12 protein-coding genes are annotated in these 14,692 nt (G+C 66.0%); 9 read left to right on the top strand and 3 right to left on the bottom strand.

From position 1 onward, the window contains the following. Positions 1–59: 59 nt before the first annotated feature. The gene (gene ugpB / locus AC1DTW_RS02900; protein WP_477978939.1) at positions 60–1,382 is read right to left on the bottom strand and encodes a sn-glycerol-3-phosphate ABC transporter substrate-binding protein UgpB; all 1,323 of its coding nucleotides are present in this window, start codon (positions 1,380–1,382) and stop codon (positions 60–62) included. Between the two features lie 227 nt (positions 1,383–1,609). Between ugpB and AC1DTW_RS02895 the strand changes: the two genes are divergently transcribed. From AC1DTW_RS02895 to xrtB, 9 genes are all read left to right on the top strand, one after another. After that, a complete protein-coding gene (locus AC1DTW_RS02895; protein ID WP_477978937.1) occupies positions 1,610–5,515 on the top strand; it encodes a DUF3683 domain-containing protein in 3,906 nt (1,301 codons plus the stop codon). Positions 5,516–5,597: 82 nt separating this feature from the next. Beyond that, positions 5,598–6,014, top strand: a complete 417-nt coding sequence (locus tag AC1DTW_RS02890) for a gamma-butyrobetaine hydroxylase family protein (RefSeq protein ID WP_477978935.1) — start codon at positions 5,598–5,600, stop codon at positions 6,012–6,014. 12 nt (positions 6,015–6,026) lie between these two features. Further along, positions 6,027–6,758, top strand: a complete 732-nt coding sequence (ubiE, locus tag AC1DTW_RS02885) for a bifunctional demethylmenaquinone methyltransferase/2-methoxy-6-polyprenyl-1,4-benzoquinol methylase UbiE (RefSeq protein ID WP_477978933.1) — start codon at positions 6,027–6,029, stop codon at positions 6,756–6,758. Positions 6,759–6,792: 34 nt separating this feature from the next. Continuing rightward, entirely contained in the window at positions 6,793–7,554 is a 762-nt protein-coding gene (locus tag AC1DTW_RS02880; RefSeq protein ID WP_477978931.1) for a hypothetical protein, read from the top strand. A 259-nt stretch (positions 7,555–7,813) separates the two neighbouring features. After that, the gene (locus AC1DTW_RS02875) at positions 7,814–8,854 is read left to right on the top strand and encodes an EpsD family peptidyl-prolyl cis-trans isomerase (RefSeq protein ID WP_477978929.1); all 1,041 of its coding nucleotides are present in this window, start codon (positions 7,814–7,816) and stop codon (positions 8,852–8,854) included. 54 nt (positions 8,855–8,908) lie between these two features. Then, on the top strand, positions 8,909–9,736 hold the full coding sequence (epsE, locus tag AC1DTW_RS02870; RefSeq protein WP_477978927.1) for a polysaccharide export protein EpsE: 828 nt from the start codon (positions 8,909–8,911) through the stop codon (positions 9,734–9,736). A gap of 17 nt (positions 9,737–9,753) precedes the next feature. Beyond that, positions 9,754–11,178, top strand: coding sequence for a chain length determinant protein EpsF (epsF, locus tag AC1DTW_RS02865; RefSeq protein ID WP_477978925.1), 1,425 nt, complete (start codon positions 9,754–9,756; stop codon positions 11,176–11,178). Continuing rightward, positions 11,175–12,083, top strand: a complete 909-nt coding sequence (gene epsG / locus AC1DTW_RS02860; protein WP_477978923.1) for a chain length determinant protein tyrosine kinase EpsG — start codon at positions 11,175–11,177, stop codon at positions 12,081–12,083. The genes epsF and epsG overlap by 4 nt, the downstream gene beginning before the upstream one ends. Beyond that, positions 12,080–12,973, top strand: coding sequence for an exosortase B (xrtB, locus tag AC1DTW_RS02855; protein WP_477978921.1), 894 nt, complete (start codon positions 12,080–12,082; stop codon positions 12,971–12,973). The genes epsG and xrtB overlap by 4 nt, the downstream gene beginning before the upstream one ends. Before the next feature lie 20 nt (positions 12,974–12,993). Here xrtB and epsI read toward each other — a convergent pair whose 3' ends face one another. Both epsI and AC1DTW_RS02845 read right to left on the bottom strand, forming a co-directional pair. After that, complete coding sequence (epsI, locus tag AC1DTW_RS02850; RefSeq protein WP_477978919.1) at positions 12,994–13,695, bottom strand: exosortase-associated protein EpsI, B-type; 702 nt, start codon at positions 13,693–13,695, stop codon at positions 12,994–12,996. Between the two features lie 113 nt (positions 13,696–13,808). Beyond that, positions 13,809–14,681, bottom strand: coding sequence for a hypothetical protein (locus AC1DTW_RS02845; RefSeq protein WP_477978917.1), 873 nt, complete (start codon positions 14,679–14,681; stop codon positions 13,809–13,811). Between the last annotated feature and the right edge of the window lie 11 nt (positions 14,682–14,692).

Raw genomic sequence — 14,692 nt, 5'->3', positions numbered from 1 at the left:
CCCGACCGCGCCGGCGACGGCAGGGTCGGGTCGGCACACGGGCGGGCGCCCGGGAAGGGTCAGGGCGCCGGCGCCTTGTTGGCGCGCTCGAAGCGCTCGAGCTGTTCGTTGCCGCGCTTCATCGCGTCTTCGAGCGCCTGCTTCGGTTCCTTCTTGCCGGACCAGATCGCCTCGGTCTCTTCATCGAGGATGGTGCGGATCTGCACGAAGTTGCCCAGGCGGATGCCGCGCGACTTGTCGGTCGTCTTGCGGATCATCTGCGTCACCGCGACATCGGTGCCGGGCTTGTCCTTGTAGAAGCCCGACTTCTCGGTCAGCTGGTAGGCCGCCATCGTGATCGGCAGGTAGCCGGTGCGCTTGTGGCTGGCCGACTGGACCTCGGGGTTCGACAGGTACTTGAAGAACTCGGCGACGCCCTTGTACTCGGCCGGCTTCTTGCCCGCCATCACCCACAGGCTCGCGCCGCCGATCGCGGTGTTCTGCGGCGCGCCCGGCACATCGGGGTAGTACGGCAGCGCCGACAGCCCGTAGGCGAACTTCGCGCCCCTCGCGACATCGGCATACGAACCCGACGAGCCGGTGAACATCGCGCACTCGCCCGAAACGAACGACGGCACCGCGACGCTGGCGCGGCCCTTGTAGACGAACAGGCCCTGCTTGGCCATGTTCGAGAGGTTCTCGAAGTGGCGCAGGTGCAGCGGCGAGTTGAACGCGAGGCGCGCGCCGGGGCCGCCGAAGCCGTTGTTCTGGGTCGCGAACAGCGTGTTGTGCCACAGCGAGAAGCTCTCGAGGTGGACCCAGCTCATCCAGCTCGTCGTGTAAGGGCACTTGCTGCCGGCCGCCTTCAGCTTCGCGGCCGCCAGCGTCACTTCGGGCCAGGTCGTCGGCGCCTTGTTCGGGTCGAGGCCGGCGGCCTTGAAGGCGTCCTTGTTGTAATAGAAGATCGTCGTCGAGCTGTTGAACGGGAACGACATCATCTCGCCGTTCGGCGCGGTGTAGTAGGCCGACACCGCGGGCACGTAAGCCTTCGGATCGAAGCCGACGCCGCTTTGCTTCATCACCTCGCCGACCGGCTTGACCGCGCCCTTGGCGGCCATCATCGTCGCGGTGCCGACCTCGAACACCTGCAGGATGTGCGGCGCGTTGCCGGCCCGGAATGCGGCCATCGCCGCGACCATCGATTCGTCGTAGTTGCCCTTGAAGGTGGGCACGACCTTGTACTCCTTCTGGCTCGCGTTGAAATCCTTCGCCAGGTCGTTGACCCATTCGTTCAGGCCACCGGTCATCGAGTGCCACCACTGGACCTCGACCTGGGCCTGTGCCGGGCCCGACATGGCCAGCGCGAACGCACCGCAGGCGATTGCGAGAGACTTGAATTTCATGACAACTCCGTGAGTGTTTGGGTCGGTTCGTGGCCAACCCGGCAGTGTGCGTCGGCTTTGTGACACGCGCGTTTATCGCCGTGAAGCGGCAGCGCAGCAATTGGGATGAACCTCAGGTCGGCATGCGGCCGCGTTGCCGCATGTCCGCCATGCTGCAGTGCCACATGGGGCTGCGGTAACATGCTGCCTCAAGTGCCAACGCGGGTGCCGACGAGCGCCCGGCCCCCATGAACGCACCCATCCCACTGAGCCAGATCACCGCCGCCGCGACGGCCGCGCAGCACGCGCCGCGGCTGCGCGAGATTCCCTACAACTACACCTCGTTCTCCGACCGCGAGATCGTGATCCGGCTGTTGGGCGCGCGCGCCTGGGAGGTGCTCAGCCGCCTGCGCGACGAGCGTCAGACCGGCCGCTCGGCGCGCATGCTGTACGAGGTGCTCGGCGACATCTGGGTCGTGCAGCGCAACCCCTACCTGCAGGACGACCTGCAGGCCAACGCACGTCGGCGCGGGCTGCTGATCGATGCGTTGCATCACCGATTGGGCGAGGTCGAGAAGCGGCGCACGCCGGCGGTCGATCCCGAGCGCGATGCCGCGGTCGGCGAACTGCTCGGCCTGGCCAGCGCGGCGGTGACCGCCTTCGCGGAGCAATTCGACGCGGTCGCCGAGCTGCGCCGACGCACGGCCAAGGTGCTCGGCCGCGTGACCGCGAAGGACAACATCAAGTTCGACGGCCTGTCGCGCGTCTCGCACGTGACCGATGCGACCGACTGGCGCGTCGAGTACCCGTTCGTCGTGCTGACGCCCGACACCGAGGCCGAGATGGCCGGGCTCGTGAAGGGCTGCGTCGAACTCGGCCTGACGATCATTCCGCGCGGCGGCGGCACCGGCTACACCGGCGGCGCGATCCCGCTGGTCTGGAACAGCGCGGTCATCAACACCGAGAAGCTCGAGGCGATGACCGAGGTCGAGATGCTGACCTTGCCGGGCCTGAACCGCGAGGTCGCGACCATCTGGACCGAGGCCGGCGTCGTCACGCAGCGCGTTGCCGATGCGGCGGAGCGCGCCGGCTTCGTGTTCGCGGTCGACCCGACCTCGGCCGAGGCCTCGTGCATCGGCGGCAATGTCGCGATGAACGCGGGCGGCAAGAAGGCCGTGCTGTGGGGCACCGCGCTTGACAACCTCGCGTCGTGGCGCATGGTCACGCCGGAGGCGAAGTGGCTCGAGGTCACGCGGCTGAACCACAACATGGGCAAGATCCATGATGTCGAGGTCGCAAGCTTCGAGCTGCGCTACTTCGACGCGTCGGGCAAGAAGCTCGAACGCAGCGAACGTCTCGACATTCCCGGCAGCATCTTCCGCAAGGAGGGCCTCGGCAAGGACGTGACCGACAAGTTCCTCGCCGGCCTGCCGGGCATCCAGAAGGAGGGTTGCGACGGCCTGATCACGAGCGCGCGCTGGGTCGTGCACAAGATGGCGGCGCACACGCGCACGGTCTGCCTCGAATTCTTCGGCAACGCGAAGGACGCCGTGCCGTCGATCGTCGACATCAAGGACTTCATGTTCGCCGAGGCGAAGCGCGGCGGCGCGATCCTCGCCGGCCTCGAGCACCTCGACGACCGCTACCTGCGCGCCGTCGGCTACGCGACCAAGAGCAAGCGCGGCGGCCTGCCGAAGATGGTGCTGTTCGGCGACATCGCCGGCGACGATGCCGACGTGGTCGCGCGCGCCACCAGCGAGGTCGTGCGCCTGGCCAACGGCCGCGCCGGCGAAGGCTTCATCGCGGTCAGCGCCGAGGCGCGCAAGAAGTTCTGGCTCGACCGCAAGCGCACCGCGGCGATCAGCAAGCACACGAACGCGTTCAAGGTCAACGAGGACGTCGTGATCCCGCTGCCGCGCATGGGCGAGTACACCGAGGGCATCGAGCGCATCAACATCGAGCTGAGCCTGCGCAACAAGCTGGCACTGGCCGATGCGCTCGAGGCCTTCTTCGAGCGTGGCGACCTGCCGCTCGGCCGCAGCGACGACGCCGGCGAGATCGCATCGGCCGAGCTGCTCGAAGACCGCGTGCAGCAGGCGCTCGCGCTGGTCCGCGAGGTCGGCGCGCAGTGGCGCCACTGGCTGGCGCACCTCGACGTCGCCGAGCACGGCGCGACGCGCAGCTACTTCGAAGAACTGCAGGACCACACGCTGCGCGCGTCGTGGAAGACGCAGATCCGCGCGCCGCTGCAAAGCATCTTCGCCGGCGCGGCGCTCGCGCCGATCGTCGACGCGTGCCAGAAGATCCACGGCCAGGTGCTCAAGGGCCGCGTCTGGGTCGCGCTGCACATGCATGCCGGCGACGGCAACGTGCACACCAACATCCCGGTCAACTCCGACAACTACGAGATGCTGCAGACCGCGCACGAAGCGGTTGCGCGCATCATGAAGCTCGCGCGCAGCCTCGACGGCGTGATCTCCGGCGAGCACGGCATCGGCATCACGAAGCTCGAGTTCCTGACCGAGGCCGAGATGGCCGACTTCACGGCCTACAAGCTGCGCGTCGACCCCGAAGGGCGCTTCAACAAGGGCAAGCTGCTGCGCGACACGTCGTTGCGCGCCGACCTGACGAACGCCTACACGCCGAGCTTCGGGCTGATGGGCCACGAGTCGCTGATCATGCAGCGCAGCGACATCGGCGAGATCGCGAACTCGATGAAGGACTGCCTGCGCTGCGGCAAGTGCAAGCCGGTCTGCGCGACGCACGTGCCGCGCGCCAACCTGCTCTACAGCCCGCGCAACAAGATCCTCGCGACCTCGCTGCTGGTCGAGGCCTTCCTGTACGAAGAGCAGACGCGGCGCGGCATCTCGATCAAGCACTGGGAGGAGTTCGAGGACGTCGCCGACCACTGCACCGTCTGCCACAAGTGCCTGAGCCCGTGCCCGGTCAACATCGACTTCGGCGACGTCTCGATGAACATGCGCAACCTGTTGACCAAGCTCGGCAAGAAGAGCTTCCGCCCGGGCAACAAGATGGCGATGATGTTCCTGAACGCGACGAACCCGCAGACGATCAAGGCGCTGCGGGTCGGCATGGTCGACATCGGCTTCAAGGCGCAGCGCATCGCGAACAACCTGCTGCGCGGGCTGGCGAACAAGCAGACGGCCGCGCCGCCGGCGACGATCGGCAGCGCGCCGATCAAGGAACAGGTGATTCACTTCATCAACAAGAAGATGCCGGGCGGCCTGCCGAAGAAGACCGCGCGCGCGCTGCTCGACATCGAGGACAAGGATTACGTCCCGATCATCCGAGACCCGAAGACGACCACCGGCGAGACCGAGGCGGTCTTCTACTTCCCCGGCTGCGGCTCCGAGCGTCTGTTCTCGCAGGTCGGCCTGGCGACGCAGGCGATGCTGTGGCACGCCGGCGTGCAGACCGTGCTGCCGCCGGGCTACCTGTGCTGCGGCTATCCACAGCGCGGCTCGGGCCAGTTCGACAAGGCCGAGAAGATGATCACCGACAACCGGGTGCTCTTCCACCGCGTCGCGAACACGCTGAACTACCTCGACATCAAGACCGTCGTCGTCAGCTGCGGCACCTGCTACGACCAGCTGCAGGGCTACCAGTTCGACAAGATCTTCCCCGGCTGCCGGATCATCGACATCCACGAGTACCTGCTCGAAAAGGGCATCACGCTGGCGGCGGCGCCGGGTGCGGAGTCGGCCGGCGGCTATCTCTATCACGACCCTTGCCACACGCCGATGAAGCTGCAGGAGCCGATGAAGACCGTGAAGGCGCTGGTCGGCGCGAACGTGCTCGAGAGCAAGCGCTGCTGCGGCGAAAGCGGCACGCTGGGCGTCACGCGGCCCGACATCTCGACGCAGGTTCGCTTCCGCAAGGAAGAAGAGCTGCGCAAGGACGAGCTCGCGCTGCGCGCAACGGGAGCGGTGGCCGCGACCGGGCCGGTGAAGATCCTGACCTCGTGCCCCAGCTGCCTGCAAGGCCTGTCGCGCTACACCGGCGACCTGACCAACGGCCTGCTCGAGGCCGACTACATCGTCGTCGAGATGGCAAATCGCATCCTCGGGCCTGACTGGATGCCCGACTATGTCGAGCGGGCGAATGATGGCGGGATCGAGCGGGTGCTGGTCTAGGGCGGCGCGTCGCAAGCCCCCGAGGCCAGCCGGGGCAGGGCGCTTGGCTACACTGCGACGGCATCATCTTCAGAAAACCCGCATGGCTGGCCTGACCGCGAATTCTCCGCAACCGACGTCGATCACCGTGCACCAGCAGTCGCGCATGCTGGAGGTCGGTTTTGCGGATGGCGCGCAGTTCCGCATCCCGTTCGAGCTGATGCGGGTGTACTCGCCCTCGGCCGAGGTGCAGGGCCACGGCCCCGGTCAGGAAGTGCTGCAGACCGGCAAGCGCGAGGTGGGCCTGAACGGCCTCGAGCCGGTCGGCAACTATGCGGTGCAGCCGAGCTTCACCGACGGCCACGACACCGGCATCTTCTCTTGGGACTACCTCTACTTCCTCGGCTCGCAGCAGGACGAGCTGTGGCGCAAGTACGAGAGTCGACTGCGGGAAGCCGGCATGAACCGCGACGCACCGATGCCCGAGAAGGCCGCGGCGGGCTGCGGCCACTCACACTGACGGCGCGACGCGATGAGCGACACCCATTTCGGCTTCCAGACTGTCGACGAGAGCCAGAAGGCCGGTCGCGTGCGCGGCGTGTTCGACTCGGTCGCGTCGAAGTACGACGTGATGAACGACCTGATGTCGATGGGCCTGCACCGCGCGTGGAAGGCCTACACGGTCGCGGTCGCGAACCTGCGCGAGGGCCAGAGTGTGCTCGACATCGCCGGCGGCACCGGCGATCTCGCGCGCGCGTTCGCGAAGAAGGTCGGCACGAAAGGCACGGTCGTGCACACCGACATCAACGAGGCGATGCTGCGGCAGGGGCGCGACCGGTTGCTCGATGAAGGCCTGGTGCTCCCGACGCTGATCTGCGACGGCGAAGCGCTGCCGTTTCCGACCGATAGTTTCGATCTCGTCAGCGTCGCGTTCGGGTTGCGCAACATGACGCACAAGGACAAGGCACTGGCCGAGATGAACCGCGTGCTCAAGCCTGGCGGCCGCCTGCTGGTGCTCGAATTCTCCAAGGTCGCGAAGCCGCTCGCGAAGGCCTATGACTGGTACTCGTTCAACGTGCTGCCGCGCATCGGCCAGCTTGTTGCCGGTGACGCGCAGAGTTACCGCTACCTGGCCGAGTCCATCCGCATGCACCCCGGTCAGGCGGAACTGAAGACGATGATGAAGGCGGCCGGCTTCGGCCATGTCGACGTGCACAACCTGAGCGCCGGGGTCGTCGCGCTGCATGTGGGCATCAAGTGCTGACGAGCCCCACCCAAAGTCGTTGAGCGCGGACGCCATGGCTTCGCAACCCGGAACCGGCTTCGAGCGCGCCTGCCGCGTGCGAGCGGGATGGCCGTCCGGCGCGCCGCTGGGCCTGTGCTTCGGTCTGCTGCTCGCGCTCGGCGCGAACGAGGCCTGCGCCACCGCGCTGGGTACCCTCGCCACCTCGGTGGGTCTGTTCGCGGCGCTGGCCGCGCTGCTCGTCGTCAAGAGCTGGCCGGCGCACTTGCCGGCGGCGGCGCTGTCGACGGCGGGCGGGGCGCTGCTGATTGCCGGGGGCGCTGCGTGGCTTTGGCGGGCGCGTGCGGCGAGCCCGGTCGGCGCGGCGCGCTCGTTCGCTGCAACCGGCAGGGCGGGTGAGCGCGCTGCCAGCCGCCCGGTGCGCGGGACCCGCGTTGTCTTGCCCCGCTGCTTCGAGCACGACGCGCTGCTAGTCGAGTTGCGTCTGCATTTCGTGCGCCTGCAGGAGGCCTGGGATCTCGGCGCGATGGCGGCGTTACAAGGGCTGACAACCCCGGAGATGCTCGCGGAGTTTTGTCTCGAGCAGCCAGCCTGCATCGGCGCGGCGTCGAGCCGCACCGATGTTGTCACGCTGCAGGCCGAGTTGTTCGCCTTCGAGGAACTGGGCGGAGCCTTCGTCGCCAGCGTCGAGTTCTCGGGCCTGATGAGGCACGCGCCAGGCGATGTGGCTGCGCCGTTTCGGGAACTCTGGATGCTGATGAAGACACAGCACGGTGGCTCGGGCTGGAAGCTGGCCCGCCATCAGGCCCTGCTCTGAATCGACCGATCAGCCCCATACCGGCGACTTGTTCACGTTTCCATGTGTGTCTGTGGCGCTGGCTCCTGCAGTTAGGGGTTGCTTCGCGGACATGCTTCACAAGTACACTGCGAGACCTTCGGATCCATCAACAGGTGGACCGGGAATCGAGCCGCGAGCGGCTCGAACAAAGCCCGCTGATGCCTGCCTGCGCGGGCCTCATCGGCGGGTTTCAATACTTGACGTTGGGGGCGATTTGCGAATGATTTCAAGACTTGAGTTGCCAGCCGAGAAAACCGGCCTGCCGGCTCGCGCCGGCATCGCGGCGATGATCGTGGCAGCCCTGGTTCTGGCGGGCTGCGGCGACAAGAAGGACAAGCCCGCCTCGCAGACCGCGGCCAAGGTCAACAAGGAAGAGATCACCGTCCACCAGATCAACTTCGTGCTGCAGCAGCAGCGGGGCCTGGCTCCGGAGCAGGCTGCATCGGCGAGTAAGCAGGTGCTGGAACGCCTGATCGACCAGGAGCTGGCGCTGCAGAAGGCGCAAGACCAGAAGCTCGATCGCGATCCGCGTGTCGTGCAGCAGCTCGAAGCGGCGCGCCGCGAGATCATCGCGCGCGCCTACGTCGAGAAGATCTCCGCCGGCGCGCCCAAGCCGAGCCCGGCCGAGATCAAGGCGTACTACGAAGCCCATCCACCGTTGTTCAAGGAGCGCCGCGTCTACAACCTCCAGGAGCTCGCGATCCAGGCCAAGCCCGAGCAGGTGACCGAGCTGCAGGCGAAGCTGGCTTCGGCCAAGGGTCTGCCGGAGTTCGTCGACTACCTGAAGACCAACGACTTCAAGTACAGCGCCAACCAGGCCGTGCGCGGGGCCGAGCAGCTGCCGCTGGCGAGCCTGGACAAGTTCGCGCAGCTGAAGGACGGCCAGACCATCTTCACCCGTGCGCCGAACGGCGCGCAGGTCGTGTTCCTCGCCGGCTCGCGCAGCCAGCCGGTCGACGAAGCGCGCGCGACGCCGGCGATCGAGCAGTACCTGTGGAACGAGCGCAAGCGCAAGGTCGTCGAGGACGACGTGAAGGCGATGCGCGGTGCCGCCAAGATCGAGTACGTGGGCGACTACGCGAAGGGCGGTTCGAAGGAAGTGAAACCGGCACCGGCGACTGCCCCCGAGCCGCCGCCGGTGACGACGATCGCGCCACCGATGCCCGCGGGCTCGATCCCGAGCGCGGCGCCGAACATCGAGGTCGAACCGATCAACACCGCGCCGGCTTCGTCGCCGGCCGCGGGCACGCTCGAAAAGGGCATCAAGGGTTTCAAGTGACGGTCGCCTGAACGGCGCCTGCCATCCGATTTTCACCGAAGCACGAGACCAAAAATGCGCAACATCCTCCGCTATTTGTTCCTGGCGCTGACCCTCTGCTCGAGCGCGTTCGCCCAGACCAGCCCGTCCGCCTCGGCGGCTTCGGCGCCCAAGGCCGAAGCCGTGCTCGGCGTCGGCGACACGCTCAAGATCACCGTCTACCAGAACCCCGACCTGACCGTCGACGGCGGGCGCATCTCCGAGACCGGCCAGATCAACTTCCCGCTGATCGGCAACGTCACGATCGGCGGCCTGACCATCTCGGCGGCCGAGCAGAAGATCGCGAAGCAGCTGCGCGACGGCGGCTTCGTGCTGCGCCCGCAGGTCTCGATCCTCGTCAACCAGATTCGCAGCAGCGTGATCTCGGTGCTCGGCCAGGTGGGCAAGCCGGGCCGCTATCCGATCGAGACGGTCGGCGCGAAGGTCTCCGAGATGGTCGCGACGGCCGGTGGCGTCGTGCCCGGAGGCGCCGACGTCGTCACGCTGGTCGGTACGCGCAACGGTCGCCCGATCAGGCTCGACGTCGACCTGCCGGCGATCCTGCAGTCGGGCAAGAGCGAGCTCGACATCCCGGTCGAGAACGGCGACATCATCTATGCCGACCGCGCACCGAGCGCCTACATCTACGGCGAAGTGCAGCGTCCGGGCCAGTTCAAGCTCGAGCGCGGCATGACGTTGATGCAGGCGCTCGCGCAGGCCGGCGGCCTGACCGCTCGCGGCACCCAGCGCGGCATCAAGGTGCATCGGCGCGATGCGAGCGGCGCGGTCAGCATCACCGAGCTCGACCTGAACGATCCGGTCGGGCGTGACGACGTGATCTACGTCAAGGAATCCCTCTTCTAGACGAAGGGGCGGAAATCATGTCGATCAAACAGATATGGCGCATCGTCTGGGCGCGCAAATGGCTCGTGCTGGCGCTGCTGGTACTGGTCTCGGTCGCTGGAACCGCGACGACGCTGCTGCTGCCGAAGCAGTACACCGCCGAGTCGGCGATGGTCGTCGAGGTGCGCATCGACCCGGTGCTCGGCGCGATTGCGCCGAGCCTGGCAGCACCTGGCTACATGGCCACGCAGATCGACATCCTGAAGAGCGAACGCGTCGCGGCGCGCGTGGTCAAGATGCTGGGCGTCGAGCGTTCGCCGTCGGCCGTCGCACAGTGGCGCGACCAGACGAATGCGAAGATCCCGCTCGAGCGCTATTTCGCAAACCTGTTGCAACGCGGGCTGAACGTCGAGCCGTCGCACGGCAGCAATGTCATCAACGTGTCGTTCGCGGCGCAGGATCCGCTCTTCGCGCAGGCCGCCGCGAACGCGTTCGTGCAGGCCTACATGGACATCTCGGTCGAGTTGCGCGTGGCGCCGGCACGCCAGTCGACCGCCTTTCTGGAAGACCAGACCAAGGTGCTGCGCAACAACCTCGAGACTGCGCAGGCGAGGTTGTCGAAGTTCCAGCAGGAGCGCGGCATCGTCGTCTCCGACGAGCGCTTCGACCAAGAAAACGCCCGCTACCAGGCGCTGACGACGCAGCTGAGCGCGGCCCAGGGCGAGCGTGTCGATGCCGAGACGCGTTCGCGCAACTCGGGGAGTCCCACGTCACCCGACATCTTGTTGAGCCCAGCTGTCCAGGGATTGAAAAGTCAGCTCGCAACCGCTGAAACCAAGCTGACGGAAATGAGCGCAATGTGGGGCAAGAACCATCCGTCGCGCGTCCAGCTCGAGGCGCAGATCGGTGAACTGCGCCAGCAGATCGGATCGGAGTCGAGGCGTGTGTCCGGTGGCACCTCGACCCAGAGCCGCAGCAGCGGCCAGAAGGTCGCCGAGCTGCAGTCGCTGATCGAAGAGCAGAAGAAGAAGCTGCAGGCCATGCGTGCCGATCGCGATCTCGAGGCGGTCATCAAGCGCGATGTCGACACGGCTCAACGTGCGTACGAAGGGATCAGCTCGCGCGTCGGCCAGTTCACGCTCGAGAGCCAGAACAACCAGGCCAATACACGGCTGCTGAGCCCGGCCGTCGAACCGCTGGAGCCGTCGCGGCCGAAAGTGGCGGTCGGCATTGTCGGATCGATCGTCGGTGGGCTCGTGCTCGGCATGCTCGCCGCGCTCGGTTGGGAGCTGGTCGACCGGCGCGTGCGCGATCCGGAAGACATGCTCGTGATGGCCGGCGTGCCGGTGATCGGCGTGCTGCGGCCTGAAGGATCGAAGCGGCCGGTCTTCCGCAGGCTGCTGCAGATCGGCCCGATGAGCCCGCCTCGACCCCTGCTCACCGCATCGGGAGCGCGTTCATGAAGATGACGGTGTCGATGTTGTCCGGTGCGCCGCGCGTGAGCCGGTCGCTGGGTGGCATCCTGGTCGACAGCGGGCTGCTGAAGCCCGAGGACGCCGAGCGCGTGCTGCTGGTGCAGAAAGAGCACAACCTGCGCTTCGGTGATGCCGCGGTGCGGCTCGGGCTCCTGACCGAAGCCGATATCCAGTACGCGCTGTCACGCCAGTTCGCCTACGCCTACTTGCGCCGGACGCCGGGCGACAAGAAACCCGTCAGCGACGAGCTCGTGGCCGCGTACGAGCCATTCAGCGCGCGCGTCGAACAGCTGCGCGCGATTCGCAGCCAGCTGATGCTGCGCTGGTTCGACAAGGCCGACCAGCGCCAGGTGCTCACGATTGTCGGTACCGAGCGCGGCGAGGGCCGCAGCAACCTGGCCGCGAACCTGGCCGTCGTCTTCTCGCAGCTCGGCGAGCGCACTTTGCTGGTCGATGCCGACATGCGCAATCCGCGCCAGCACGAACTGTTCTACCTCGAGAACAAGATCGGGCTGTCGACCGTGCTGTCGGGCCGCTCGCGCGAAGAGGCGATCGTGCGCATCCCCGATCTCGCGGGGCTGTGCGTGCTGCCGGCGGGGCCGATTCCGCCGAACCCGCTCGAGTTGCTGAATCGCCTTAACTTCGACGAGTTCATGCTGCAGGTCAAGTCGACCTTCGACATCGTGATCATCGACACGCCCGCGATGGCGGTCGGCGAGGATGCCGCGATGATCGCGGTGCGCACCGGCGCGGCACTCGTCGTCGCGCGCAGTTCGCAGACCCGCGTCGCGGCGTTCAGCGATCTGGTCCAGGGGCTGATGAATGCAGGCGTCAGCGTGGTCGGGTCGGTGCTGAACGAGGTGCCGGCAGCCAAGAAGGTCAAGGACAAGTGAGCACGGTGCTGCCGTCGAGCCCAGCGGCGCAGCGGCACATCGGCTGGCTGACCGCGATGGCCGGCTTCGCGGCAATGTACCTGCCGTTGTACTGGTGGGCGTTCGAGGGCATCTGGCAGACCGAGGAGCAGGGCCACGGCGCGATCATTCTTGCGGTGCTGGTGTGGCTGTTCTGGACCCTGCGGCATGAGATCGACGCGGCGCCGGTCGAGCCGGTGCCGTCGATCGGCTGGCCGCTGTTCGGGTTCGGGTTGCTCGTCTACTTCATCGGCCGCGTGTTCGACATCGCGATACTCGAGTTCGGCTCCCAGCCGCTCGTCGTCACCGCGGCGCTGTTGTTGCTGCGCGGCAAGGCGGCGATCCGGATCGCATGGTTCCCGCTGCTCTACTTCGTGTTCATGATTCCGCTGCCGAGCGTGCTGGTCGACGCGATCACCGGCTCGTTGAAGGGGCTGATCGCCAACATCGTCGAGGCGCTGCTGTACGCAGTGGGCTACCCGATTGCGCGCAGCGGCGTGATCTTGTCGATCGGTCCGTACCAACTGCAAGTTGCCGATGCTTGCTCGGGCTTGCACTCGATGTTCAGCCTGTCGGCGCTCGGTACGCTGTTCATGTACATCATGGGCCGCAAAGGCATGCTGCACATGGGGATCATGCTCGCGGCTATCTTGCCGATTGCGTTCATCGCCAACATCGTGCGCGTAATGACGCTGGTGCTCGTGACCTACCACCTGGGCGACGAGGCCGGGCAGGGCTTTCTCCACGGCGCTGCCGGGATGGTGCTGATGCTGGTCGCGCTGATGTTCTTCTTTTTCCTTGACATGGCACTGGACCGGATCTTGCCGCCGGCGCGAGAGCCGGCCCAGCCGCCAGCGGGTGTCGCACGGTAGGTTGAGACGTCGCCCGTCAGTCAATTGGTCGGCGGCGCCGCGGCAGCTTCCAAGCCGCTAAGTTGCTTGCGGGTCATGGGTGATACTGCCGCCATCATATCGGCGGTGAACTTCTGCTGCATCGCAAAACCTCGGCTCGCGTCATTGTCGATCGAGGAGATGCGAAACAGCAGGCCGTCCGGAATCTGTCCAGTCAACCCTAGGCGGATCTCGGCGATGCGTTGGTCGAACTTCGAGCGGATGATCTGGTCGCCAACGGTGAGCCAATAGGTTACCGGTTCGATACGCGGCCCGAAGCTGGTGTTGAGGCGACGAACCTCGATGTTGCCGAATGCAGTGGCAAGCGGGCCGTCCTCGACCTTGCCAAGCTTGAACCCCTGCGCTGGATAGCAGACTTCGGGTCGATGCGCCTGCAGACCGCCGCGCTGATCGTCGCCATAGGCCATCGACAGCATGATGCGATAGCCCTGCTTGTTCACATAGGTACGCGTCAGCAACTGGCTGTAGAGCTTGTCGAGCAGTTCCTTGGTTTGCGGGTTGACGACCTGAGCGTTCTGCTCCCGAAGCTCGGTCCATTCGCCGAATCCCCTGGGCACCATCGTCTCCAAGGAAACGGCATTGCCATTGTCGGCTGCCTTGGTGCTCGGCCGCGCTGCGATGCCGCCCACAGATGCAGCGCACATCAACACCGCCAGAGTCAGGGCTGTGGAGTTTGCTTTCATGAGATTCTCATGCGATGGCCACTGTCAAGTGAGATTGTGCTGGTTTTTTTGGCTGCGTTCCAAACCCGCTCGGCGCAGGATCTATTCCAGATGCGGAACAGCTCGGCTCCGGATCACGCAGGTACGCGCACGCTCATTTCATCGATCAGCGCCTTCGTCTGCCGGATGTTCGACCGACTCGACGCACCGAAGACGATGGCTTCGATCCTGGCTTGGCCGCACACGTACTCGATCGCCTCGCGCGGCGCGATCGCACCCGATGCGAGCACCGACATCGCCACTGGCCGAAAATGACGCTTCGCGATCGTCTCTTCGTACAGCGCCACGCCGCCGCACATGCGGAAGCCGATCTTGTTGATGTTCGCGCACACGATCGGGTTGTCGATGCCCAGAGCGTCCAGTACATCCAGCAGCCGCGGCACGTTCATCGTGATGTAGCCCGGCTCGGCGCCGTACTTGTTGCGCACGTGATCGTGGAACATGCGGAACGTGTCGTTCATCCTCAGCCCGAGCAGCAAGTCGGTGATCACGTTCTGCATGAAGACGACCGGCGTCGCCAAGCCATGGAACATCTTCATCTCGGCGTCGATCAGCAATTGCATGATCGCCTCGACGTCTTTGTTCGCGAGCGCCACGCCTCCCTTGAGCATCGCGCCGATCGCGCCATCGTGCGGGAGAAACAGGCGCAGCGCCTCGATCATGCCGTGCTCGGTGACCGCGTTCGCATACTTGTGCGCGTACGGCATGCATGGGTAGAACATGTAGTCCGGATACTTGCCAGCGTTAGCGCGAAAGTGATCGCAAACCTCGCTCATCCGGTCGTGCGTGGTGCACATGAAGGTGCGAATGCCCTCTTGGTACGCGGCGTCGAGCACGTCGATGATGGCCTGGGTATTCTGAAAGCGCATCGACTGGGCGCGCGCCTTCTCTTCAGACATGTGGTTGACACCGAAAAACTGGTTGTCACCGAAAAGGACTCGATCCATGAACGTGGTTC

It is taken from the genome of Rhizobacter sp. P5_A1 (assembly GCF_056400745.1).
The sequence above is the reverse complement of the archived record's forward strand: the minus strand, read 5'-3'. Positions and strand labels throughout refer to the sequence as shown.